Source organism: Pseudovibrio denitrificans JCM 12308 (assembly GCF_001310815.1).
Classification (GTDB): Bacteria; Pseudomonadota; Alphaproteobacteria; order Rhizobiales; family Stappiaceae; genus Pseudovibrio; species Pseudovibrio denitrificans.
In genome coordinates, this window is the sequence record NZ_BAZK01000001.1 from 129,870 (window position 1) to 154,043 (window position 24,174).

19 protein-coding genes and 3 pseudogenes are annotated in these 24,174 nt (G+C 52.4%); 10 read left to right on the top strand and 12 right to left on the bottom strand.

Annotated features, from left to right (window positions below; genetic code table 11):
* Positions 1–9: 9 nt before the first annotated feature.
* The 11 genes from JCM12308_RS00500 to JCM12308_RS00545 all read right to left on the bottom strand — a co-directional run bounded on the left by JCM12308_RS00500 (position 10) and on the right by JCM12308_RS00545 (position 12,442).
* On the bottom strand, positions 10–1,395 hold the full coding sequence (locus JCM12308_RS00500) for a glycoside hydrolase family 28 protein (protein WP_054782537.1): 1,386 nt from the start codon (positions 1,393–1,395) through the stop codon (positions 10–12).
* Positions 1,385–2,476 carry a beta-galactosidase BglB gene (bglB, locus tag JCM12308_RS00505; protein WP_054782538.1) on the bottom strand — a complete coding sequence of 364 codons (1,092 nt, stop codon included), beginning with the start codon at positions 2,474–2,476 and terminating at the stop codon, positions 1,385–1,387. The genes JCM12308_RS00500 and bglB overlap by 11 nt, the downstream gene beginning before the upstream one ends.
* Positions 2,469–3,560: a hypothetical protein gene (locus JCM12308_RS00510; protein WP_128647294.1), complete on the bottom strand. Its 1,092-nt coding sequence runs from the start codon at positions 3,558–3,560 to the stop codon at positions 2,469–2,471. The genes bglB and JCM12308_RS00510 overlap by 8 nt, the downstream gene beginning before the upstream one ends.
* Positions 3,461–4,981 carry a hypothetical protein gene (locus JCM12308_RS00515; protein ID WP_054782540.1) on the bottom strand — a complete coding sequence of 507 codons (1,521 nt, stop codon included), beginning with the start codon at positions 4,979–4,981 and terminating at the stop codon, positions 3,461–3,463. The genes JCM12308_RS00510 and JCM12308_RS00515 overlap by 100 nt, the downstream gene beginning before the upstream one ends.
* Positions 4,982–5,018: 37 nt before the next feature.
* Positions 5,019–5,978: an HAD family hydrolase gene (locus JCM12308_RS00520; RefSeq protein ID WP_208978131.1), complete on the bottom strand. Its 960-nt coding sequence runs from the start codon at positions 5,976–5,978 to the stop codon at positions 5,019–5,021.
* Positions 5,975–6,253 carry a hypothetical protein gene (locus JCM12308_RS28645; RefSeq protein WP_208978132.1) on the bottom strand — a complete coding sequence of 93 codons (279 nt, stop codon included), beginning with the start codon at positions 6,251–6,253 and terminating at the stop codon, positions 5,975–5,977. Before JCM12308_RS28645 ends, JCM12308_RS00520 begins: the two co-directional genes overlap by 4 nt.
* Positions 6,243–7,283 (bottom strand): ABC transporter ATP-binding protein, encoded by a 1,041-nt coding sequence (locus tag JCM12308_RS00525; RefSeq protein WP_054782541.1) that lies wholly within the window; start codon positions 7,281–7,283, stop codon positions 6,243–6,245. Before JCM12308_RS00525 ends, JCM12308_RS28645 begins: the two co-directional genes overlap by 11 nt.
* Before the next feature lie 13 nt (positions 7,284–7,296).
* Entirely contained in the window at positions 7,297–8,295 is a 999-nt protein-coding gene (locus JCM12308_RS00530; protein WP_054782542.1) for an ABC transporter ATP-binding protein, read from the bottom strand.
* 12 nt (positions 8,296–8,307) lie between these two features.
* Entirely contained in the window at positions 8,308–9,450 is a 1,143-nt protein-coding gene (locus tag JCM12308_RS00535; RefSeq protein WP_054782543.1) for an ABC transporter permease, read from the bottom strand.
* Positions 9,451–9,456: 6 nt separating this feature from the next.
* Positions 9,457–10,443, bottom strand: coding sequence for an ABC transporter permease (locus tag JCM12308_RS00540; protein ID WP_008546926.1), 987 nt, complete (start codon positions 10,441–10,443; stop codon positions 9,457–9,459).
* 97 nt (positions 10,444–10,540) lie between these two features.
* On the bottom strand, positions 10,541–12,442 hold the full coding sequence (locus JCM12308_RS00545; protein ID WP_054782544.1) for an ABC transporter substrate-binding protein: 1,902 nt from the start codon (positions 12,440–12,442) through the stop codon (positions 10,541–10,543).
* A 459-nt stretch (positions 12,443–12,901) separates the two neighbouring features.
* Between JCM12308_RS00545 and JCM12308_RS00550 the strand changes: the two genes are divergently transcribed.
* From JCM12308_RS00550 to JCM12308_RS00570, 4 genes and pseudogenes are all read left to right on the top strand, one after another.
* The gene (locus JCM12308_RS00550; RefSeq protein WP_208608687.1) at positions 12,902–13,948 is read left to right on the top strand and encodes a LacI family DNA-binding transcriptional regulator; all 1,047 of its coding nucleotides are present in this window, start codon (positions 12,902–12,904) and stop codon (positions 13,946–13,948) included.
* Positions 13,949–14,313: 365 nt separating this feature from the next.
* A pseudogene (locus JCM12308_RS00560) lies at positions 14,314–15,697 on the top strand (cytochrome P450).
* A gap of 29 nt (positions 15,698–15,726) precedes the next feature.
* Positions 15,727–16,902 carry a hypothetical protein gene (locus tag JCM12308_RS00565; RefSeq protein ID WP_054782546.1) on the top strand — a complete coding sequence of 392 codons (1,176 nt, stop codon included), beginning with the start codon at positions 15,727–15,729 and terminating at the stop codon, positions 16,900–16,902.
* A gap of 221 nt (positions 16,903–17,123) precedes the next feature.
* The gene (locus tag JCM12308_RS00570) at positions 17,124–17,993 is read left to right on the top strand and encodes a hypothetical protein (protein WP_050773832.1); all 870 of its coding nucleotides are present in this window, start codon (positions 17,124–17,126) and stop codon (positions 17,991–17,993) included.
* Here the strand turns inward: JCM12308_RS00570 and JCM12308_RS00575 are convergent.
* Positions 17,947–18,705, bottom strand: a complete 759-nt coding sequence (locus JCM12308_RS00575; protein ID WP_128647295.1) for a protein kinase domain-containing protein — start codon at positions 18,703–18,705, stop codon at positions 17,947–17,949. The two genes, JCM12308_RS00570 and JCM12308_RS00575, sit on opposite strands and share 47 nt — an antisense overlap.
* 251 nt (positions 18,706–18,956) lie before the next feature.
* Here JCM12308_RS00575 and tssA point away from each other — a divergent pair.
* The 6 genes and pseudogenes from tssA to tssE all read left to right on the top strand — a co-directional run bounded on the left by tssA (position 18,957) and on the right by tssE (position 24,174).
* Positions 18,957–20,074, top strand: a pseudogene (gene tssA, locus JCM12308_RS00580) (type VI secretion system protein TssA).
* Positions 20,044–20,576 (top strand): annotated as a pseudogene (gene tssB, locus JCM12308_RS00585) (type VI secretion system contractile sheath small subunit). The pseudogenes tssA and tssB overlap by 31 nt, the downstream one beginning before the upstream one ends.
* Entirely contained in the window at positions 20,569–22,074 is a 1,506-nt protein-coding gene (gene tssC / locus JCM12308_RS00590) for a type VI secretion system contractile sheath large subunit (RefSeq protein WP_008546363.1), read from the top strand. The pseudogene tssB and the gene tssC overlap by 8 nt, the downstream one beginning before the upstream one ends.
* A gap of 133 nt (positions 22,075–22,207) precedes the next feature.
* The gene (locus JCM12308_RS00595) at positions 22,208–22,738 is read left to right on the top strand and encodes an Hcp family type VI secretion system effector (protein WP_008546218.1); all 531 of its coding nucleotides are present in this window, start codon (positions 22,208–22,210) and stop codon (positions 22,736–22,738) included.
* A gap of 85 nt (positions 22,739–22,823) precedes the next feature.
* On the top strand, positions 22,824–23,675 hold the full coding sequence (locus tag JCM12308_RS00600) for a type VI secretion system accessory protein TagJ (protein WP_054782548.1): 852 nt from the start codon (positions 22,824–22,826) through the stop codon (positions 23,673–23,675).
* Entirely contained in the window at positions 23,668–24,174 is a 507-nt protein-coding gene (gene tssE / locus JCM12308_RS00605) for a type VI secretion system baseplate subunit TssE (protein WP_008547231.1), read from the top strand. The genes JCM12308_RS00600 and tssE overlap by 8 nt, the downstream gene beginning before the upstream one ends.

A 24,174-nucleotide genomic window follows, 5' to 3' on the forward strand; every position in this document is an offset into this window, starting at 1 on the left:
GTCTTATTCCTAAACAGCACTAAGAGAACTTGCAGGTTTGCTGAAGCAAACGTTGGTTACGTGGCCGAGCTCGGTCTCCTGTTCAGACCAGCCTTTCGGCAGCGTTTCAGGCCGATGGATCACAACATCGTTGCAGGTGATATTGTTGGCCTGATCCAGCCAGAGGCCCGGCAATCCGTTCGGGTACGGCTCCAGGCCGAGGATCTGACCAGCTTCGTTTTTAACCCACGCGTTCCGGCGCCCCTGCTCTGGATTATCGAGCAGGTTTACATCATGCGGGCTTGGGCGCAGGTCCAGATAGTAAGCATCCGGGAACTTGCCTGCTTCCAATGAAAGCTGGATGTTGCTTAGGGTGACGTTCTCAATCTGCTGGGTTTCGTGACCAACGATGTTGATCGCCCCCTGCGCACGGCCTGTGATGCCTTCTGCAGCTACATCGCGCACATAGCCCGGCACATCGCCTGCAACACGTGGCAGGGCGTTGATGGTGATTGCTTCACCGCTGCCCCAGAACCCATCCGGTGTCTGCTCACACTGTACAGTACAGTTGGAGAAGCGGATGCGTTCGATATCGCCGCCATCACGGGAGAAGATACCGAATGCACGGTTGGACTCGGTGATTGTGCAGGTGGTGAACAGCACGTCGCGCACATCCTGATAGGTTTCTGTGCCGATTTTCAGGGCGCAGGACTTGGAGGACAAGATGGAGTTGCTGACGATGATCCGCTCAGCCGGACCGTTGAGGCTTTCATCTTCCTTGCGGCAGGTTTTCACGCAGACCGCGTCATCGGCTGCGCGGATCACACAGTTGAAGATGGAGGCATCGGTGCAGCTGTCGAAGTTGACGCCGTCTGTGTTTGGCATGCGCATGTCATTGAGAATGCGCAGGCTTTCCACCTTCACCTGATGGCAGGCGATCAAGTGGATGGTCCACATGGGCGCTTCTACAATGGAAATGCCTGTGAGGCTGATGTCTTTGCAGTTTTCGAAGACGACGATACGCGGGCGTAGCATCTTCGGCCAGAACGTGCCTTCAAAGAGCCCATCACGACCGCACCATTTATCGCTGTGACCGTGGATGGTTCCGCTGCCGGAAATGGAGATGCCTTGCTGATCGCGCGCTGTGATGAAAGCACGGTCAGAATCTTCCGCAATGACGGAGACCTTGCCCGCTTCATAGTCTGCGTAGTCGGTTGAACAGGAAAGTTCGCAGCCGGTTGGCAGGTGCAGATCAACAAAGGATTTGAGTTTTAAGGCCTTTGAGACCCACTGCCCTCTTGGCAGCACGACTTGACCACCACCAGCAGCATGAACTGCGTCAATCGCTTGCTGGACGGCCTGCGTTATGTCTTTTTCGCCGTCTGTGACAGTGACATGGTGTGTATTAAGCGACATCTTGCAAAATTTCCTTAGCAGCAAGAAGTTCAATCAAAAGAAGGCTTGCCAGAGCCTGCCCGTATGGTGTGGGGGTGTTCGGAATGTTCCGGTAGAACTCAAAATCATGCCCCATAGCGGTTCCGTCAGAGACTTCCTGAACAATCCCAGCCGCATCTATCCGCTCCAGCACAGCAGAAGCTGCTTTGAGCGCAGGTTGCAGATAGCTTTCTGGCAGAATTCCCGTTCTCACACCTCGCAGCAGACCATAGGCAAAGCCAGCGGTTGCAGAGGTTTCCGGCGGAGAGTCTGGCTGGTCCAGCAGAGTTGGCCACATGCCATCTTCCAACTGAAGCGGCAGCAAAGCTTCCACCTGACGGCGATAGAGCGCTTTAATCTGCCGGGCAGCAGGGCCATAGCGTTCGCCGACGAGCTCAAACAGTTCCGGCACAGCGATGGTGATCCACGCATTGCCGCGCGCCCAGAAGGCTTCAGCGTAGTTGTGGTTTCCAAGGAATGTCCAGCCATGATACCAGAGGCCGCTCACCGGATCTGACAGATACCGGCCATGGACCAGAAACTGGTAATAGGCTTCTTCCACCCAGTCCGGACGATCCAGCCAATCCCCAGCCACGCCCATGAACAGGCCTGCCATGAAGAGCGTGTCATCCCAGAGCTGACCGTCATTTTCGCGTTCCTTGACGAGATGCTGGAAGCCCTCATCAACAGTCTTCGGCATATCGTTGACCAGCCATTCGGCCCAGTCGGTCACGATCTGCTTCCAGCGCTCGTTGTTGGTTTCCCGCGCCAGTAAGGCCAGGCACAACATGGGCGCTGTGGAGTTGATCTGGCGCGGTGGCAGGCCGCGCGCGATCTGCATGTCGTACCAGCTGGCCAGATTGCGCTTCATACGCTCATCACCTGTTTTGCAGGCATGCTTGTAAAAGCCGTAGAGGCCGACGCCGACTTCCCAGTCCCACTCATCAAAGTGGATGGATCCATCACCATCAAGCTCTGATGGAGCATCATTGATGCCCTTCAGACTGCGGAACCCATCTGCTGTCAGGGTCAGCGCTTCTTCAAGTCTGGATGCTTCAAACATGAGCTGCCTCCTGAGTTGAGCAAGATTGATCCAACCGTTTGAGGCCGATACGAGGAACGGGGCTGAGGTTTTCAAAGCTGACGCGCTCACCGTTGGCTTTCAGATCCCCTTCCCAGTTAAGGGAGAGAGAGCCTTGTCCTTCGATCTCAACACTTAGCGTCAAAGCCTCTGAATTCCAGCTGATTTTGCTGGCGAGCAGGCGTGCTTTGAACTCTGCGAAGGTCTCTGTTTGCGCTGAGCCGGTTATAGTCAACCATGCGTTGCGGTGGCCTTCACTGCGGAACTCGACACCTGCAAAACAGCCGGTTTGCAGTGGTTCAATACCGTTTGCAGCGAAGAAGGCGGTGAAACCATCTTTGACGCGGGCAAAGAGCCAATTGCCGGTGAGTTCATGCTCATCACACACGTGCAATGGCGCGTAGAGGTGGGTAAAGTCCGCCTCTTCTTCTGCTCCGTTGAAAATCATCAGACCGACTGGGCCTGATTGATCGGCGCGCGGAAGGATTCCGTTGCCAGACCAATAGGATGGACGTCCACTGCCCCAGACCTGTGTTTCACCGGGGTGATTAACCCAGAACCGCGCATACGGATTGCCTGCGAGCATCACATCTTGCACGTGCTGCTGGTGGCCGTGCTGACCGGTTTTGTGATCTACCACGGTTGAAAGCTGCGCCTCTGACGTTTTGTAGAGTTTCAGCTTGCCTGCATGCTCATGGCCCTGCGTGTAGCTGGTTTCCAGCGCACGGCCTTGCGGAACAGACGCGTAGGCACCTGTCTCCTCCGGCGGTATGTAATCACTCAGCGCAATCATGGTTGAGGCGAAGTTGCCGGAGGAGACAAAACCATCACCCCATGCAAAATGGCAGAGTGTAGCCAGTTCACTGGCTGGACCGGCAAAGATATCCTTGTCGTAACACCGCCCCATGGTGCCGGCTGGCAGGCCGGACTGGGTGTGCAGCGCCATCATCTGGAAGATGGAATCCATCAGCGCTTTGGAGCGATCACGAATGTCTGCATCCGGTGCCAGATGATACAGGCTGTCAGGCCGATGAAGTCGATTGGGTAGTATGGAATGGAGTTCCATTCTGCCAAACCATCCCGCTCAACGGTTTCAAACCACTTCAACAGCCGCTCATAGCCAACCTGCTTTTGTTGCTGGCCTTTGCGCCCGGAGCAGAGAAACAGATCTTCCGGGAACATTGAACCCGCCAGATACTGAGATGCGTGGAAGCAGAGTGTGTGGTTTTCACTCCAGAACCACATGGCATCATTGCCCGGCTCATCGAACCAATAGCGAAAGCCAAGGATGGTGGAGCGGACACGGCGCCAGGTTTGCTCTGAAAGCTTCGTCCAAGCATGGTCTTTCCATATCCATAGCAGTGGCAGGAAGGCAAAATCAGCACAATCTTCACGGCGGGAGATCTTGCTCAGAGCTTCTAAAAGCAGTCTCTCAGAGGTTGCCAGATCAGTACCCATATGCAGCTTTGACAGAGCGTGGGAGAGATGGCTTTCCCCTGTCTGGGCGCTGGAGGCCAAGAGCTCTGCACGGCGTTCTTCCAGCGTTGCACCAGAGCCTTGCTGTAGATCTTTCAGACAGACAACGCCGACCTCACGGGCAACGCCAAGCCCTTGCGTGACAAGAGTCACCCGCACCAGGTTGGTGGCTGGAGCCAGCTCATCAACGCTTGGACCAATCAGGCGATTGGAGCCTTTTAGCAGGGTATAGGCGTTCTTGCTTCCGGCCAGCGTTGGCTTGAGCAGTGGCAACGTTTCAACGTGGATCTGTGCGTCTTCCGGCAAGGCGCCGTCAAACTGAAGCTCCACGTGGCCTTGAGAGTAGTAGAGCTTATCCGGCTGGACGCTGGAGATGAACGCTTCTGCTGCTTTGAGCGCCTTTGCATCATAGGAGGCGCTGAGACCGACCTGAAGGTCAGCTTCTGTTGCCTCAGAGCCTTCATAGATAAGCTCCAGGGAGTAGACGGTATCGCGCTCAGCGATGTCTTCCAGATGCACGAGGATCTCGTTAGCACCTTCAGACAGGGCCAGCGTTTCGATGCTCTCCTGCGGCTTGTTGCGCACCAAAGGCTCAAACGCGAAGCCGAACTTCCCATTTGCCCAGACACGCGCACCACCAGCGGTGCGGACGCGGAACTGATAGTTGCCCGCAACCGGGGCATTGACCACACAGCGCAGGACGCGTTGCAGGTGAGTTGGACAGAACCAGAAGCCGCTGAAATCCAGCACAGATTGCGAAGGCTGAATGCGGGTTTCGGTGAGTTCAACACCTGCCGGGCATGGCACTTCCCTGCCCTTCATGTCATTCCAGAAAGCTATACGGCACGGCAGATCGCCCACATCCGTAAAGCCGTTGATGTAGGTGTAGTTCACCTTATCCGACAGGGTATCTGCCTCACCAGCAAAGGGCGTCTCCGTCAGTCCAGAGACCTCCCAATAGCTTAAGGGCTCACCCTTTTTGATTTGCCAGGGGAATTGTGTCTTTGGCACAAAACCACTCCTTGTAAATGGGGTATTTCTCTGGGTTTCAGGAGAGCGACAGTTCGATCTGCTCGATACAGCTCACCAGCTCATGAAGGGAGGCGATGGTGCGGGTTGGCTCTTCACTGGCATCCGTCGGCACCACGTTGCGGCGCTGCGTCCACTTATGGAAGATGCTCTTGTGGCCTGCACCGTTTGCACCTTTGATGTCGCGCTCAAGGTTGTTGCCCACCATCACGATGTTCGGCGCATCAGTTTCACTCAGTCCGAGCGATGTCATTGCAGTTCCAAACATTTGGAAATCAGGCTTCAGCACACCCACATCACCTGAAATGGTGTGGCTTTCAAAGTGATGCCAAAGATCGTGCTGACCTAGAATGTTCTCGAAGGTTGCTCGTGGGCCATCTGCCACGAGCGCTAGGCGATAGCCGCGTGAGACTAACGTATTCAGCGCTTCGCGGGCATGTGGCAACAGCTCAGCGCCATAAGCGACATCGCTGCCTTCCTTTTTGATTTCAGTGCCTTCATCGATGAGGGTATCACCGCAATCCAGGAAGATGGCTTTGAAATGCGGTAGAGTTTCACGCAGATCGCTGATGAGATGCTTTACACGCTCAGGAATCCAGCTCTCAACACGAGCCCACGGCAGCAGATCGCCTTCAGCACAATCCCAGCGCAGTGTTTCACCGTAGGATGGCTCCAGCACCAAACGCTGCATTTGCAGGCGTGCGAGGCGGTGCTCATATGGAGTGACCTCACCAAACTCCTGCGAGAATGGATTCCCCATATGAACACCATGTAACCCCGCCCCCAACGAGCACTCATAACGGGTATGTGTTTCACGTTCTTTCATGGCATCACGGGATGCAAAATGGGCGTGTTTGCCAGGTTCTGCCCAAAGCGTGACGCGGCCATTTTCAAGCGGCAATACGTCGCCGTTTTTCATTTCAACACGCTTGCCATGTTGAGATGCTTCAACAGCGACAACCTGATCCTCTGCGTTCAAATGAACCAGACGTGCTCCAGATCGTACAAATGCTGGATGTCGTAGTCCCAGAAGATCGCATATTCGATGACGCGGTCAGCTTTGGGTGCAATTTCAAACTTGCTGCTTGGGGATTTACCCGCTTCCGCAAAGACAGTGAAGCCGATCGCGGTTGGACGCCATGGTTCGGATCGATCCAGTCGCAGGACTGGCGCAAACTTACGCGCAAGGTTGAGTTCGTCAGTTTCCTGAAGACCCTGCCTCAAGGCAATGAGGCTTCCGTTTTTATTGGTCATAGTTGGCCCCTTGTAGCTTCAGGTCAGCAGAATGATGGCAGCGGACGAACCGGCCTTCTGCTGTTTCAGTCAATTCCGGATTGGACATGTGGCAGAGCTCGGATGCATGCGGGCACCGGCTTGCAAATGCGCAGCCCACTGGCAGGTTTGCCGGATCGGCCACCTCCCCTTTGACGAGACCACGCTTCTTGGCGCGGGCGCGTTTTGGATCAGGGATCGGGATCGCAGATAGCAGCGCTTCAGAGTATGGATGCAGTGGCTGTTCAAAGAAGCTGGCAGTATCTGCCACTTCCACCAATCGGCCTGCATACATCACGCCGATGCGATCACTGATGTGCTCCACCATACTCAGATCGTGGGTGATGAAGAGATAGGTAAGCCCCATCTGCTCCTGCAGATCCTGCAGCAGATTGATGGTTTGCGCGGCAATGGACACATCCAGCGCGGACACGGATTCATCCGCTGCGATGAAGGTCGGGTTCAGAGCCAAAGCACGTGCAATGCCGATACGCTGACGCTGACCACCACTGAACGCATGCGGGTAACGGGTCATGTTTTCCGGACGCAGGCCCACTTTGATGAGCAAGTCGGCAACGCGATCTTCCAGCTCACTCTTATTGGTGATGCCATTGTTGACCAGCGGCTCGCTGACCAGCTGCAACAGCGTCATGCGCGGATTGAGTGAGGCATACGGATCCTGAAAGATCATCTGCATGTACTGACGGAGCTGGCGCATTTCTGCTTCGCTCTTGTGGGTCAGGTCATGCCAGTTGCCTTCAGGGTCTTTAAAGCGGATTGTGCCGCCGGTTGGCTCGTAGGCTCGCAGCAAGGCGCGTGCCGTGGTGGATTTGCCGGAGCCACTTTCGCCCACGATGCCCAGGGTCTCGCCTTTTCTGATGTAAAACGACACATCATCAACGGCTTTAACAGCGCCTAACTCACGGCCCAGAAAACCCTTTTTGATGGGAAAGTGCATCTGCAGCTTTTCAACGCTGATCAGAGCATCATCAGGTATATGAAAATTAGTCATGGGAGTATCGCTCTTATGCCTGATGGAGATGACAGCGGGCCATCTGATCGTTTTCAAAATGCGTCAGCTCAGGGATCTGGCTTGTGCATTTGCCTGCCATTTTCTCAGCACAGCGGGTATGGAACACGCAGCCTGTTGGCAGGTTGAATGGATCCGGCACCATGCCTTCGATGGTTTGCAGACGGCGGCGTTTTTGACCATCCAGACGCGGAATGGATTGCAACAGCGCACGGGTGTACGGATGTTTGGGATGATAGAAGATGTCATCCACCGAGGCCGTTTCCACCGCATTGCCCAGGTACATAACCGAGACGCGATCTGCGATTTCTGCCACCACACCGAAGTTATGGGTGATGAAGATCACCGCCATGTTCAGTTCATCCTGCAAGGACATGATGAGATCGAGGATCTGCGCTTCTGTGGTTACATCCAGCGCTGTCGTCGGTTCATCCGCCAGCAACAGGCTTGGATTACAGGACAGTGCCATGGCGATCATGGCACGCTGGCGCATACCGCCGGAAAGCTGGTGCGGGTACTTTTTCAGCATCTCCATTGGCTTTGGCATTTGCACCATAGCCAGAAGATCTGCAGCTCGTTCCACCTGTGCCTTTTTGGAAAGGTCCGTATGCAGGTTCAGCGTTGTCATGATCTGCTTGCCGATGGAATGTACCGGGCTGAGGGCTGTCATCGGCTCCTGAAAAATCATGCCAATATGGCCGCCGCGCAGCTCGCGCATCTTTCGGCTTTCGCGTTTTTCAGCGAGGATGTCGACGACTTCACCGTCATTTTTGCGAAATTTTACGGAGCCGTTGGTGACCGTGGCGTTGCGGGGCAGCAGGTTCATGATGGAGCGTGCACTCAAAGACTTGCCGCTGCCACTTTCACCTACGATGCCAAGCACTTCTCCCGGTTTTACCGAGAAGGTGACACCATTGACGGCATTGACGGTTCCCTCACGCATCTCAAAGCAGATATTGAGATCATTGATTTCGAGAATGGTTTCATCCTGCATGATCCGTTCTCCTTATTTTTGGTAGGGATCGGCAGCGTCACGCAAGCCATCGCCAAGGAAGTTGAAAGCAAGGATTGTCACAACAATCGCCACGCCCGGAATGAGGAGCCACGGAGCCAGTGCGATTGAGCGCAGATTCTGAGCATCCTGAAGCAACACACCCCAACTGATGACCGGAGGACGTAGGCCCAGACCAAGGAAGCTCAGTGCCGTCTCACCCAAGATCATTTCCGGGATCGCCAGAGAGATCGCTGCGATCACATAGGATGTCATGGATGGCAGCATATGACGGGTCACGATGCGGGTCTTGGTTGCACCTGATAGGCGGGCCGCCAGCACGAAGTCCTGATTGCGGATGGTCATGAAGTGACCGCGGACAACGCGTGCCAGGTTGGTCCAGCCAATCAGCGCCAGAATGACTGTGATGAGCAGATAGACAAGGATCGGATCCCAGTTCACTGGTAGCGCTGCAGCCAGACCAAGCCAGAGTGGGATGGTTGGGATGGAGCGGACAAGCTCTGCCATGCGCTGGATGATGGTGTCGACTGTTCCACCAATGAGGCCTGCAAGACTGCCGAGCGTAATGCCGATTACGAAGGAGAAAAACACACCGATGAGGCCAACAGAGAGCGTGACACGTGCGCCGTAGACCAGACGGGAGAACAAATCACGCCCAAGCTTGTCTGTGCCAAGGATGTAGATGCGATTGCGCTTCCCTTCTACGCCAAACAAGTGCAGCTTGGTTGGGATGAAGCCCCAGAAGTTATACTTGTCACCTTCCACGAAGAAGCGGATACGGTTGATCTTGCTGGTGTCTTCCTCAAAAGACAAACGAGCGGTGTTTGGATCGCGCTGACGCTTGAGGCCATAAACAAACGGGCCCTGAAACGTGCCATCTTCACTGAAGAAGTGGATGGACTGCGGTGGAACGAACGGATGCAGCCGGTTGTGTTTGAATGGATCATACGGCGCCAGGAAGCCTGCAAAAGCGGCAACCAGATACAACACGATGATCACGCCCAGAGACCACAGGGCCAGTTTGTGTTTTTTGAAGCGCCACCACATCAACGTCAGCGGTTTGGCGGTGTAAGAGGAGTTTTCCTTCACCTCTACAGCAGGTTCAACAGCGGGATCGCTAAGAGTTTGCTCTGACATAGTGCCTCACGAATGACGAATGCGTGGATCGGTCAGCACCAGCAGGATGTCTGAAAGCAACGTGCCAATGATGGTGAAGACGCTAAGTATGAGAATGAAGCCACCGGCCAGATACATGTCCTGGTTCTGCAAGGAGCGCAAAAGAAGTGGACCAGTCGTCGGCAGGTTCAGCACCACAGCGGTGATCACATCGCCGGAAATGAGTGCCGGCAGTGCCCAGCCAACGGTTGAGATGAATGGATTGAGCGCAACGCGAACCGGATAGCGCCAGACAACCTGTCGCTCGCTGAGGCCCTGCGCATAGGCGGTTTCAACGTAAGGTTTGCCGAGCTCTTCGAGCATGTTGGCGCGCATGATACGCAGCAGGCCAGCAGCACCACCGGTGGAGAGCACCAGAACCGGCACCCAGAGGTGGGAGAGCAGATCAACAAACTTGGCAATGGACCATGGAGCATTTTCAAACTCCGGAGAGAACAAGCCACCAACATGGAAGTTGAAGTAGAGGAAGCCCATCCACATCAGCACCAAGGCCAGCAGGAAGTCCGGAATACCGCGACCGAGGAAGCCGAGAACCGTGAAGAGGTGATCAAAGAAAGAGTACTGACGGGTCGCAGAATAGACGCCGATCGGAATAGCGATCGCCCATGTCATCAGCAATGAGAGCACGGAGATCATCAGTGTGAGGCCGATACGGTCCCAGATCAGTTCGGAAACCGGGAGTTTCCAGTCAAGAGACAGTCCGAAGTCACCATGGAGCAGAATGCCGCCAATCCAGGTCAGGAACTGCTCGTACATTGGGCGATCCAGACCAAACTCATGACGAATGTGAGCAGCTGTTTCCGCATCAATAACTTCGCCAGTTTCCACCAGTTCAGCAATGTATGCCGTTACATAATCTCCAGGTGGAAGCTGAATGATAACGAATGTGGCAATCGTAATAACGATCAATGTCGGGATCGACCACAAAAGGCGATGCGCAATATAACCTGCCATTTCCCTTTTCCGTTTTGTTGTACTTGCAAGGAAGCTTTGAAGTATTGAGCCGGTGGCGGCATCGGGAACGCCGCCACCAACTCAACCGCAAGGCAGTTTAATCTTGGGAGAAATAGAGCTGCTGCGGATATGCGAGGCCAACGCCGCGTAACGCGTCGTCGTGGACGAACCCCGCAGGGAAGTTTTTCAAGCTGTTCTTGCGCACATAGACCGCTGGAGTTTCACCCACGAGCCCCACGTGCCAGCCGTACTGTTTGTGCAAAGTCACCATCCTCTGAGCGTAAGCATTTGCCTCTTCCAAGCTGTGAGCGGTCTGGGCATTCTCCCATGCCTTCCAGACATCACGGATCGGGTGATCTTTTGGTGGCTCTTCACCTGACTTGCCGTTGGTGCTCCACCAGTTGAAGTAGCTTGGCGCGAAGCCATAACGACCAAGGAAGCGGAGCGGATCAGCGGTGATGACAGAGGAGCGATCGAACGTATCGAGAACCATGTCGAAGTCAGCTGTATCAACGTGCTGCTGATAGAGCGTGCGGTCGATGATGCGAACAAGCACTTCGATACCAACATCCTGCCAGTAGGTGCGAACCACTTCGAGAAGCTCACCTTGAATGTCCCAGCGGGTTTCCAGCACGAGGCTGAGACGGCGACCGTCTGACATCAGGCGGAACCCATCATCGTCACGTTCAGTAAGACCGATTGCATCCAGCAGCTCAGCGGCTTTGTCCGGATCGTACTCGGTCCAGCGTGTCTCCGCTTCTTCATCGTAGAACGGTGAGCCAGAGATTGGTGAGGCCTGTCGGGATTCACCAAGGCCTGAGAATGCCAGCTCGTTGATGGTTTCGCGATCCACGGAGATGTTCAGAGCTTCACGGAAACGGATATCCTCGAACAGTGCTTGCTTCACCTTATCGGCGGAGTTGAGGTTCGGGATGATCGACCATGTGAGCGCCTTAGTCCATTTCTCAATGGTGTAGTCGCCCTTGGCTTCGTTCTCTTTCAGGAGTGTGAAGTCGGCCACGTTGATGTGGCGGTTCTGCAGGTCGATTTCGCCCTGAATGGCCATGAAGTTGATGGCTTCCGGGTCCTGGAACAGGCGGTGCTCGATCTGGTCGATGTAAGGAAGCTGGTTCCCTTCCGCATCCACGCCGTAATAGTAAGGGTTGCGCTCCATCACCACAGTGTCAGATGGTGGCGGTGTTTTCACGCGCCATGCGGTCAGCACCGGCATATCCGGATTGAACCACCATGCCTGGATCTGCCCTTTGGAATCCCAAAGATCAGTCCATTTCTTCGCGCCATGCTTGGCGATGGCCGCCTCCAGCTTAGCTGGATCAGCATAAGTTGGGTGGTAGTTCTTGAGATAGTGGAACGGCTCGATGAAGCCCGGACGATCGAGGCCCGGACGACCGGTGCTCTCCTTGGCGAGAACGGTCAGGAATAGCGGGTAAGGCTTTTCAAAGGAGACTGTGAAGGTGTAATCGTCGGCAAAAGACAGCTTCATTGGCACACCGTTGGAGGTGTACAGCGCCTTGATGGATGGCATCAGATCTTCGTTGAGGAACACGTCCTCATACCAGAAGCGCACGTCACGAGTGGTGACAGGAGCCCCATCAGACCAGCGCAGACCTTCGCGGATTGTGAAAGTGAACTCGCGGGCATCTTCACTCACGGAGTATTCGCCGATCCAGCCCGGAACCAGAGACAGGTTCTTCTCGCCATCCATGTAGGTTTCCACCACACGCTCTTCCATGAGCTTGGTTGGTCCCCAACGGTCGCTTGGGCCTTTGAAGGCGCGCTTCAGGACACCGCCATAGGTGCCGATGCTGTCGTAGACCGGGATGACGCGTGGATTTTTCGGCAGGCGCTCTTCAACCGGTGGCAATTGACCGGCTTCGACCAGCTGCTTGAGCATTGGTGCCTCATTATAGGCCCAGCCATTGGCGGCCAGAAACGGCAGCGTCAAAGCAGCAATCGACGTGAGTGTAACGCTCTTCATCAAATTCTCCCCCAACTCGCCTTCCCAGATCCTCCCTGGCAAAACGAGTTACTTCCATATATGCAACAAGCCCGCACCACTGCGCTTGGCAGTCCGAATACAGCCTTTGTTGACAATCAGTTACCCGGCGAAGATGACAGGAGCACCGTTTGACAACAAGGCGACTTTATGAAAATTTTTTCATGATTAGCTTTCGTGACTACATTTAGGTGATAACCCAATCTGCCTCAACTTCAGCACAAAGTAGATTGCTCGCACTTATATTGTATATTTTCAATTACTTATGACTTTTTGGATCGTTATAGAGCTTCAATTCTGAACCTAAATTGATTTATTGGATAAGACAGATTCATCAATTGCTTGGTGTCAGTGATACACAACAGCGCGCACGTAGGCGTTGCACATGAAAAGTTTTTCATTCAATAATTGCCCGTCCTATTGATGTATGGTGGAAGTCTCGTGACAACGGGTATCAAGCAGATTGCGAAACTCGCAAACGTCTCAATCAGCACTGTGTCTCATGTTTTAAACGCCTCTGCTCCTATCGGCAGTGAAGTGCAGGAACGTGTGCTGAGCATTGCCCGTGAGACAGGATATCTGGCAAAGAGACGACGAAAAGCTTCCATCTCTCTGCTCTCAACCGTTCTACTTGTGGGGACCAAAAAGGCTTTCCCAAAATCTGACCGCAACTTTGTGGCATGGACCATGCTGAACGCATTCAGGAAGGAGTGCCAAAGCCGCGGCATTCGCCTTATTCCTCAGATTGAAGAAGAAGATGAGATCAATCCGGACAACATTGTTCAGGCTGTCGCCAAGCACAGACCTCAAGGCATCGCAGTGATGCAGGATGACCGGCAGTGCCTGATCGATATGCTGTACAAGCTGCCATCCGCTGCCGTAATCCTGAGTGGTCAGGACCAGTCCATGCGCGTGGACACCGTGGCACCGAGTAACCGCTTTGGCGCTAAGCTTGCTACTGATCATCTGCTTCAGCTGGGCCACAAACGGATTGCTTTGCTGACCTGGGGCAACCGGCGTGTAGCCAAGCAGCGTATGGAAGGATTTCTGGACGCTTACCGTCAGGCCGGGCTTGAAGCCCCCCTTTCAGACATCATCGATGTGGGCGATTACCAGCAAGATGTGGTGGAAGAAAACTTCAGCCGCTGGCTGAGTGAACACAAAGGTCCAGCCCCCTACTCTGCCTTCTTCTGTTCAGCGGATAACGTCGCACTTGGTGCGATGAAGGCCTTGCAGAACCTTGGGTATTCCATTCCCAATGATGTGTCTGTTATGGGCTTTGACAATGCCTTATTCGGAGAGCTTTCAAGCCCATCTCTTTCAACCATCCATGTGCCGATGGAAGAGATTGGCCACGTCGCTCTAAACCTTCTGGAAGAAGCTTTGACCTTGCCAGATGGGGAGCGAAGTGCACGCCGCGTCGAGCTCGGCTGCCGTCTGATTTTGCGGAATAGCACTGCCGCGCCAAACCCAGCATATTCTGAGTAACCCAGTGCTTTTGCTGCCTGCTTTTAGATTCAGGTAAGGCTACAAGACATTTCCTTACGTCACCTACGAGCGGTTTTTCCTAGGCTTTCGTGCTCACTCCAATAGCGCTAAGGCCCTATGGCGCTTGCTTTTACGGGTGCGGCTCAGAGGGCCAAACCCATTGGTTACTCAGAGTATTTTCTCTTGATTAGTAATCAAACAAAATTTGCAGAGTCCCGAAAGCAAATCTCTAAGGGGGCTGTTCTATATTCCCGCAAAGCACTATTGCGCATGGGTTCTCACCTACTTCTCCTGTCGGCTCGCGCTGATGATGTTGGGAAATGTGCGGAAGTATTCCAATTTCCGCCGCAACATGAATGTAGATAATGGAAAACAAGATTTCATTATATCGACCACCAGCACCCTATCCGGGAGAAGCCGCAGAAGGCTGGAGAAACTTCAGCAATTATTTGAGCTCAGACCCTCTTGGCGTCATTCCTAAGGAGCTCTACGAGTGCGCGATTTTTCAGTTTGATGATGATGATCCACGCAAGTTCCTTGTGAACGAGCCCAAGCTGCTGTCCAGAGTTTTAGAAGAACAACAAGCTATTTTCCCAAAAGGCGGCGGGATTGCTGAGCTTTTGAAGCCTATCCTGCACAATGGTCTCGTTTCAGCCGAAGGCGTTGACTGGCAAGATCAGCATGAGATGGTTGCACCGATTTTCTCCAACTCCAGCGTTCGGATTTCATTCGGATATTTGCAGGAAGCCCTGAGTTCCTTTGTAGAACGGCTGCTGACTTACTCCGAAACCGGCCAGACCATCAAACTTGCTGAGGAAATCAACTTCCTCGTGGCTGACGTCAATTTTCGCTGTGTGTTCTCTAAGCCCATTGAGATCCAGCTGGAGCATCAGTGCTTCAACTCCATTATGAAGTATGAGGAGGAAGTTGCAGGAACTGCGTTGGATCTGAAACGCTTTTCTGGCGGTGGTCAGCCAGCCTTTACTGAGGCTGCTTTGAAGACTGCTGAGAACGTGCGTGCAGTGATTTCTCAGATCATCGACGAGCACATGTACAACAAGCCGCCGAACACTCAAAACTTCTTTCAGATCTTCCAGGAAGCGCGTGTTCCTTCCACTGGTAAGCGTTTTACAAAGTCACAACTTGTTGATCAGGTCGCGAGCATTTTCCTCTCCAGCCACGAAACGACATCCGCAGCGCTGTGCTGGTCAGTCTATATTCTTGCGCAATGTCCGGAGATTGTGGAGCGCATCCGAACCGAAGTTCAGCTGGTAACCGCTTGTGGTCGCATCTCCTACGAGCATTTGCCGCGACTTCGTTTCACACGCGATGTGTTTAAAGAGGTTCTGCGTCTTTATCCGCCTGTTCTGTATCTCTCCCGTATCGCACGTGAAGACACCACGCTGGGGGACACACTCATCCCTAAGGAATCCATGGTGATTATCAGCATGGGTTGTCCATCGCCACCGCTCCTTCTGGGAAAACCCGGATATGTTTGATCCAGATCGCTTTTCTCGCGGGGAAGCGAAGGCGACACTGGGAAGTTATTTTCCGTTTGGATTAGGACCAAGGATGTGTACGGGCGCCAGCTACGTCACCTTCCTGGGCATCAAAGTAATCGCGAGATTGTGTAGTATGTTTGATTTTGAAACGGTCAATACAGATGAAGTACGTCCGGACAGTACTCTTTATTTAAAACCGTCGAGACCAGTTTTATGTAAAGTACACAAAAGGAAGTTTAGTAAGTAGGTCGGAAGGTCAAACACCGAGGTCACCCAATGGACGCTAAAGAACTACAACAGCTCAAAGCAGGCATTCAGAAGGCTCGCAAATCTCAAGTCAACTTTGCGTACTCTCCAAACAAGAACCCAAAGGAAGATGACGCTTTGATGATTCACCCGCGTAAAAAGCCGAAGATGCTTTTGGTCGCGGTGAAAAAGCAAACACAGAACCCCAAAAGTATGTGCGGGTATGTGACTATTAAAAGTAAGGAAATGACCATCGAATGTATTGGTAAGCCGCCGACCCAAGGCCTTATCAAAATGATGCGTAAGTTCCTTATCAGCCAAAAGCTGAACTTCAAAATTCATGTGAAAGATGAAGACGGCAATACGGTTCATAACGATTACGCCGAGGAAGAAGGTGCGGAGACTCCAGATCATCTGCTGGATACTTTCTCTCATGAAACAGATGAGGTGGAAGATGCAGGTAGCGATGAAGCCTTCACCGATGATGAGCTGGCTGCCAGCGGCGAAAATCTAGAAGATACCGAAGAAGACGAGGATACTTCTGCAGAAGATGCAGCGGCCGCAGCGGCTGAAGATGCAGCTCAGGAAGAAATTCTCCGCGACAAACTGACGGCCATTCTGGCTGCATTAAGGCATAAGGTTGAGCGGGCTCTTGGCGTGGACGAGGAGTATGACAACAATCTGAAACAGCAACTTGCTGCTGTTGAGGCGTCAGTCAAAGCACTCGATGATCCTGGCACGCAGGCTGGAGTGAAAGCCGTTCTCGCACTATTGGCACAGGCTCCCAAAGCACCGAAGGTTGACCAGCAAGAAGTGTTTGCTGCGATCAAAGCCTTTACAGTTCAACGTGCAAATGTTGAGGCTGAACTTGGCAGTCTAATGGCAAAACTCAGAGCTCATGATGATCCTCGAATGAAGCTCATTGAGGCCAAAGGCCCATCACAGGCCCTCACCGGTGCTGCCAGTGTCCTGCAAGGGAACCTGGACTCCGTGATTGGGAACCTGAAGGAATGGGGTGCAGCTGATGCAAAGCAGAAAGACGCTATCGCCAAAAAGCTCTCTGCAAGTATCGCAACGCTCAACAATCACATGAACTCAGACAAGCTGATCGATTTGCTAGAGAAGAACCCGCTTGGGGTCTCAGTTTCAATCAAGAAACCTATTGAAGCTGCTCTCAAAGATATCGAACAGAAGATGTCTGTCTAATAAGCAGCCCCATGTTGCAGATGATGTAACATGGGGCAACCTTTGTTTTCGGGAACAAGCTGAAGGAGCACACCCCATTGCCTTGCTTCTGTTTTTGCCCAGACATTATTCCAGATATAAATCTGAACCTGCTTTTACCCCTTGTTCTGAAAGCAGGCGAAGCAACAGCGCTCCCCCGTATCAAAGGGCCTTCCCTTCGCGTTACTCCCGCTCATCTCTTCATGCGGTTTCGCCCTTTCAACTTCCTCAGTCTTGCGCAATTGTTGGCTCTGAATGCCAGCATCAATCACCGCCTGACTGCCGCAGCTGATCTGGCGCTTCGTGTTACTGAATCTGCTACTCTACCAGCGGCCAAGATAAAACTGAAAAAGCTTGCGCAGACGACTGCAAAATTCGCACTCCCGCTTGCTTTACAGCTTGGAAAGCTGCCCGGACACATCCTTGCAAGACTGGGGCTTGCTGCCCAACTTATTTTGCAGATCAAAGGACTGGGACTGAACCCGTTCAATCTGAACCTTGGGCGGTTGAACCTCATTCTTCCAAAAGCTCGGATAAACTTGCCACTGCTTGGGCTCGTTGATCTAGGGCTGAAGCAAAATCTGAATATGCATGCTCAGGCTGATGTGAAAGCTCTTGCGAAGATGCTCGCAGATTTTGGTCGCTGGAATCTTGGTTTCAAGTTCGATCTGAAAGCCGCTTTCAAAATTCTCGCAGCACTGAACATCATTGGTCTTCTTCAATTGGCATTTGGTGAAAGTCTTTTTTCAGGAAACGTCAAGGCTTGGGCGCGCATCACCGCAAAACTGGCCCTCTTCTCTAGATTACTTCCTCAGCTCAACCTGAAACTTCCAACCGCAAAAGTTGACTTGAGTGATCTGGATTTGAACATCGGTCAGGCAGACTGGTTGCGGAATGCCAACCGCATTTCTGTCAGAGCATCCGCACGTGCATCACTGCGGGCGTCCGCTCGGTTGAATGCTGGACTGTTTGCCAAAACAGAGGCTGCAATCGGACTTGCTTATGCCCTTTCAGCTGCCCTTAACATTAAACCGACGACCCGGTGCTGTAGTCGCTGTGCGTTAATATTCTGACACGTTCATCTGGTGCAAATTTCAGTAGCTGAGTAACCATTTGCCGCCAGTCAGGCGGCAATTTGCTGAGATCAGGGGTGCCCCGGCGAAACTCAATTGCATCATCGTAATTGTCTTTTATATGGTCCTGATATCCGAAGATTTCGCGAATAATCAGCCCCAAAGCATACAGATCAGCCTTATCAGAGATCATGTTGGACCCTAATCCCAGCTGCTCCGGTGCGGCATAGTTCAAGTGACCTGCAAAGCTGCTGCGTGGGCGCATGAAAGGCAGCTCCTCATCGAAAGCGCAGTAGGCAAAATCCAAGAGAACAACACCATACGCGCTCAGGTTGCTGAGTAAGATGTTGTTTGGAGCCAGATCCAGGTGCGCAATTCCATTCTTATGAAGCTGATTGATTGTCTTAATCAGACAGCGACAAAGTCTAGCCATCTCGTCAGAAGAAAGTGATGCTTCCTTCAGCACATGGGACAAGGTTTCACCTTCTATCTTCTCCATGATCAGACTGATTTCACCCCCCTCTTCTTTTAGCTCAACAAACGTTGGTGCAATCGAGCCGGCAAGGTGCTGTAACGCCTTTGCTTCACGCATTAAAAGTTGCTGTGGCGCCGTTTTTGAGATGAGTTTCTTTTCCGCCAACATGCGATTTGACGTGGGACACTTGTAAAACCTGACAGTGCTGGTTGATGTGCGCTTTGCAGGTTCGTTCACGATATCCTCTTATGTCTCAAGACCTTCTGGTTGCAGGATTATTTTTCTCCATCAAGTCAACCAGTTAATAACGATATTACCAGTTCCTCCGATGCCGTACACACAATGAAATGACCTTGCGGAATATTATGATTTCATCTGGAGTGGGCTAACCACTCTTTTGGCAACCTCTACCAATATTATGCGCAAATACTTGGTAGTTTTAGGACTTCCAGTCCCATTAAGCAGTAGCAGAGCGGGATAGATTTCGAATGGATCCAACGGCTTCCCTTCAACCTATTGAGGAGAACGCACCTTGCGGGCCGGATCTTGAGTACGATCCTGACTTCCTGACGATGGAAACTGCTGCCAGTGGCACCCAAGATCACCAGATCGGGGAAGCCATTATCAAGGGTGAAGAACCCGACTGGAAGGAAGCTCTCCGACTTTCAACGCAGCTTCTCACAAGAACCTATGATCTTCGGGTTGCCATAATCCATGCACAAGCACTGATTGCAATTGAAGCTTTCCAGGTTTCGCCAAAGGCTTGGAATTCATTGCACAAATGCTGGACACATTCTGGGATACTCTGCACCCGGAACTGGATCCAGCAGAGGGGCATGACCCCATAATGCGTGCCAATGTCTTGTCCGCTCTCAATGACAGACGCACAACCCTCACCTTGCTCCGAAACACTGCCCTGGTGCAGTCGCGCATCTTCGGAGCATGGTCTCTCAACGAGATTGCTATCGCCCGCGGTGAGGCAGAACTGCCTGAAGGTCGCGACCGACCAGACATCGCCTCTTACGATGCAGCCCTTAGAGAGACAGATCGCGAAAACATTGCAGAGGTCGTTAATGCAATCGAAACCGCGATCAAAACATCCGAGCACGTTCGCGACTTCTTTGCCCAACATGGTGGCCTGATCCTTGATGATCTGCTTCGCGAACTGCGGCAGGCCCAGTTTTTATTGGCTCCAGCCTTGGAGTTGGAAGAGGAGGAAGACGAAGAAGAGGAAGAGGATTCCTCTGAGGAAGAAGGTGCAGTTAAAGCCCGTTCCGGCAAGAAAAGCGCAAGTTTTACCGGAACAGTTATAAACCGAACTGACGTGTTAAGGGCTCTTGATGAAGTTTGTGCGTATTACAAGCGTAGTGAACCTTCAAGTCCGGTTCCTCTTCTACTGGGTCGGGCCCGACGTCTCGTTGATCTCGACTTCTATTCCATCATCAAGGACCTCGCTCCTGATGGGGAGGCACAAGTTTTGAATATCCGAGGGTCACGCCCCGAGACGATGACGAACACGGTTCAATCGACTAACCCAGGTCCGAATAAGAACAAAAGTACCGGGAACACGATCACATGGCAAAACAAAGTAGTCAGAAATTTATAGCGAGGAACAGAGCCCCTCGAGTTCAGATTGAATACGATGTTGAACTGTATGGCGCGGAAAAAACAATCCAGCTTCCATTTGTGGCTGGCGTTATGGCTGACCTCTCAGGCAAGCCAGAGGATCCGCTTCCTCCTGTAGGAGATCGAAAAGCTCTCGAAATTGACGTCGACAATTTTGATGAACGCATGAAATCTATGAAGCCGCGTGTTGCGTTCCGTGTTCCCAACACACTTACAGGTGAAGGCAACCTCAGCGTTGATCTAACATTCGAGAGCATGGACGATTTTTCGCCTGCAGCGGTTGCCCGCAAGTTGATGCCTTGCGTACCCTGCTCGAAGCCCGCACCCAGCTCGCAAACCTGATGACCTATATGGACGGCAAGTCCGGCGCCGAGGAATTGATCGGCAAGGTTTTGAATGATCCTGCCCTTTTGCAAACACTAGCTGCCGCACCGAAGGAAGGTGATGCTGCTGCTGAAGAGAAGGACGAGAATAATGGCTGAAGCTGAAAAACAACCGGAAGTCGAAGCCGAAGAGGCGCAGGTTGAAGCTATTGATCCCAATAACTTTGAATCTCTTCTCAAACAAGAATTCAAGCCAAAATCAGACAGTGCAAAAGAAGCCGTAGAAGGTGCAGTGGCAACACTGGCCGAACAGGCTTTGGCAAACACGACCCTGATTTCGGATGATACGCTTAAGTCGATTGAGGCAATCGTTGCTGAGATAGACAAGAAACTCTCTGAGCAGATGCAGCAGATCCTTCACCACGAAGATTTCCAGAGCCTGGAAGGTACGTGGCGCGGTCTGCATTATCTCGTCAACAACACTGAAACTGACGAGATGCTGAAGATCCGGGTAATGAACATCTCCAAGAAAGACCTCAGCAAAACCCTGAAGAAGTATAAGGGTACTGCTTGGGATCAGAGCCCGGTCTTCAAAAAGATCTATGAAGAAGAATATGGCCAGTTTGGTGGCGAACCTTATGGTGTGCTGATCGGCGATTACTATTTCGATCATACCCCACCAGATGTGGCTCTTCTCAACGAGATGGCAGAGATTGCAGCTGCGGCACACGCGCCCTTCATTGCGGGTGCTAGCCCTACTCTCTTCCAGATGGAATCCTGGCAAGAACTATCCAACCCTCGCGATCTCACCAAAATCTTCCAAACACCAGAATATGCAGCATGGCGGTCCCTGCGTGAAGCAGAAGACTCTCGCTATATTGGCCTTGCTATGCCGCGCTTCCTGGCTCGTTTGCCTTATGGCCCAAATACGGAACCGGTGGAAGAGTTCGACTTTGAAGAAGACACATCAGGTGCCGATTCAAAGAAATACGTCTGGTCCAACTCAGCGTTTGCGATGGCGACTAACATCACCCGATCCTTCAAGATGTATGGCTGGTGTTCCCGTATCCGCGGCGTAGAATCTGGTGGTGCCGTTGAAGGACTGCCTGCACACACCTTCCCAACGGATGATGGCGGCGTGGACATGAAGTGTCCGACCGAGATTGCGATCACCGACCGGCGCGAAGCTGAGCTTGCAAAGAATGGCATGATGCCATTGTTACACCGCAAGAATTCGGATCTGGCTGCCTTTATTGGAGCACAGTCTTTGCAGAAACCTGCAGAGTATACAGATCCGGATGCGACAGCAAACGCCAACCTTGCAGCTAGGTTACCTTACTTATTTGCAAGTTGTCGGTTCGCTCACTATCTAAAATGTATTGTTCGGGACAAGATTGGCTCGTTCAAAGAACGTCAGGATTTGCAGAACTGGCTTCAGGATTGGATCATGCGTTACGTAGATGGCGATCCTGCTGGTTCCAGTGAACAGACCAAGGCAGAAAAACCCTTGGCCTCGGCTGAAGTAGTCGTTGAAGCAGACGATTCAAACCCAGGCTACTACAGCGCGAAGTTCTTCCTGCGTCCGCATTACCAGCTGGAAGGACTGACTGTGTCCTTACGACTGGTTTCAAAACTTCCGTCAGCCAAGGGAGGCTAAGTCCTAGGCTGACGAGAAGGACGACAGCGTTTTTCAAAGTACCCATCCAAAACGCTGTTCATCGGCACTACGCCTCATGCGGCAAGCCGTTTAGTGCCACAACAAAAAAGAAACCTAAAGTGGAGCAAGCGTCATGGCAATTGATGCATATGTAATCTTCGAGGGGCCCGGTGCCGGTGCTATCGCCATTGAAGGCGAAACACAAGATGATGAAATGGCAGCGAAAAAAGCCTTCGAAATCGCGACTTTCAGCATGGGTGCTGAAAACACCATGGACATCGGTTCCATGCGTGGCGGTTCTGGTGCCGGCCGCGTGAAGTTTAAAGAGTTCCAGATTGAAAAGAAGAGTGACCGTGGTTCACCAGGCCTCTTCCTTGCTTGTTGTAACGGCGGTATTTACGAAACAGTGACGCTCTTACTACGTCGCTCAGGTGGTGCATCTGGTAAAGCGGGTGTGATCTTCCTCACCTTCACCATGAAGCTGGTTGCTATCAAAGAAATCAGCTGGGAAGGCAACGACGAAGAATGTAAAGAATCCATCCAGATGGAATATGGTGCAGTTCAGATTGATTACACCATGATGGATACCACTGGTGCGATGGGCAAAACACTTACCGAAAAGTGGAGCCGCATCAAGAATACTCGCGATTTGGTCGTCAAATAAACCGAGTATTTTTCTTCCCCCCTTGTGTGTTTGCCGGGGTTCCCCCGGCAAACTTTCAATGCGCCCTAGTCCGGAGTGATCCCGTATGCCTGCGAAGGAACATCTAGCCACAGGTAACCTGAAAGAAGCACTCGAAATCACTCAGGAGCAAGTGCGAAAAAATCCTGAGGACGTCAAAGAGCGTATCCTCCTCTTCCAGCTCTATTGTGTGAATGGAGACTGGTTGAAAGCCAAGAAGCAACTTCCAATCATTCGACAGTTTGATGATGGCGCCATTCCCATGGTGGAGACATATTCTCGCTTGCTTGATATGGAGCAACTGCGTGAGGAAGTCTTTGCAGGTGTAAAGACCCCTCTTCTGTTTGGCGAACCCAAAGAGTGGCTTTCCTTTCTTATCCAAGCGCTGAAGTTCGACGTTGAAAAGAACGAACAAGCCGCCGTAGAGCTTCGTGATCAGGCTTTTGAGGAAGCAGAAGCAATCTCAGGGACCATCAACGGCGAAAAGTTTGAATGGCTCGCTGACGCCGATCCCCGATTAGGCCCAGTTCTCGAACTCATGATGAGCAATGCCTATTATTGGGTTCCCTACTCAGCCATCAAATCCATCCGAATTCCTGAGCCACGCGACCTGAGAGATATGTGCTGGACACCAGTCAATCTCTTATGGGTCAACGGCGGACCTGCAAATGGTTTCATTCCAACACGTTACGTTGAAACCGTGCATTCCGATGATGCCAATCTGAAACTTTCTCGTCTGACCTCCTGGGACGGAGATAGGCCAATTGGGCAGCGTATGTTTGCACATGAGACATCCGAAATCCCCCTTCTTGAGGTCCGTTCAATCAACTTCGACACTCAAGTAGACGTTCACAAGGACATTGGTCCTGTCGTGGGTAGCGGCGATACTACTACTTCAACGGAGGGCGGCCATGGCTGAACGGCCACTTGCTGATCGGTTGGTCCCGTCTTTGCTGGACCGTCTAACAGATGACAACCCGTTTCAGCAGGTAGAGCCCCGTGAAGCCCGCGTCACCAGCTCGGTTAATCTTCGGTATTCCATTCAGCGTGATTTGGAGTGGCTTTTTAACACAACACGGCTTGGCTCTGACATCGATCTAACACCTTACCCTGAAGTCCAGTCCTCCGTCTTAAACTTTGGAATTCCAGACCTTGGAGCAATGACAACCAAAAGCGCCGAGGAAATTGAAGATATCCTGCACGAAGCCATTGTCAACTTCGAGCCTCGCGTCATCGAAGAAAGTCTGCTGGTTTCGATCGTCGAACCAAACAAGCCACGTCGCTCCAACCGTCTGGATTTTCAGATTGAAGGGCAGCTGTGGTCTCAACCTTTGCCACAAGCTTTGTATCTGCGCACTGAGTTCGATCTTGATGTGCATGCAGTGCAGATAGCTAAACCGCGCCAGCGAGGTTCCTGA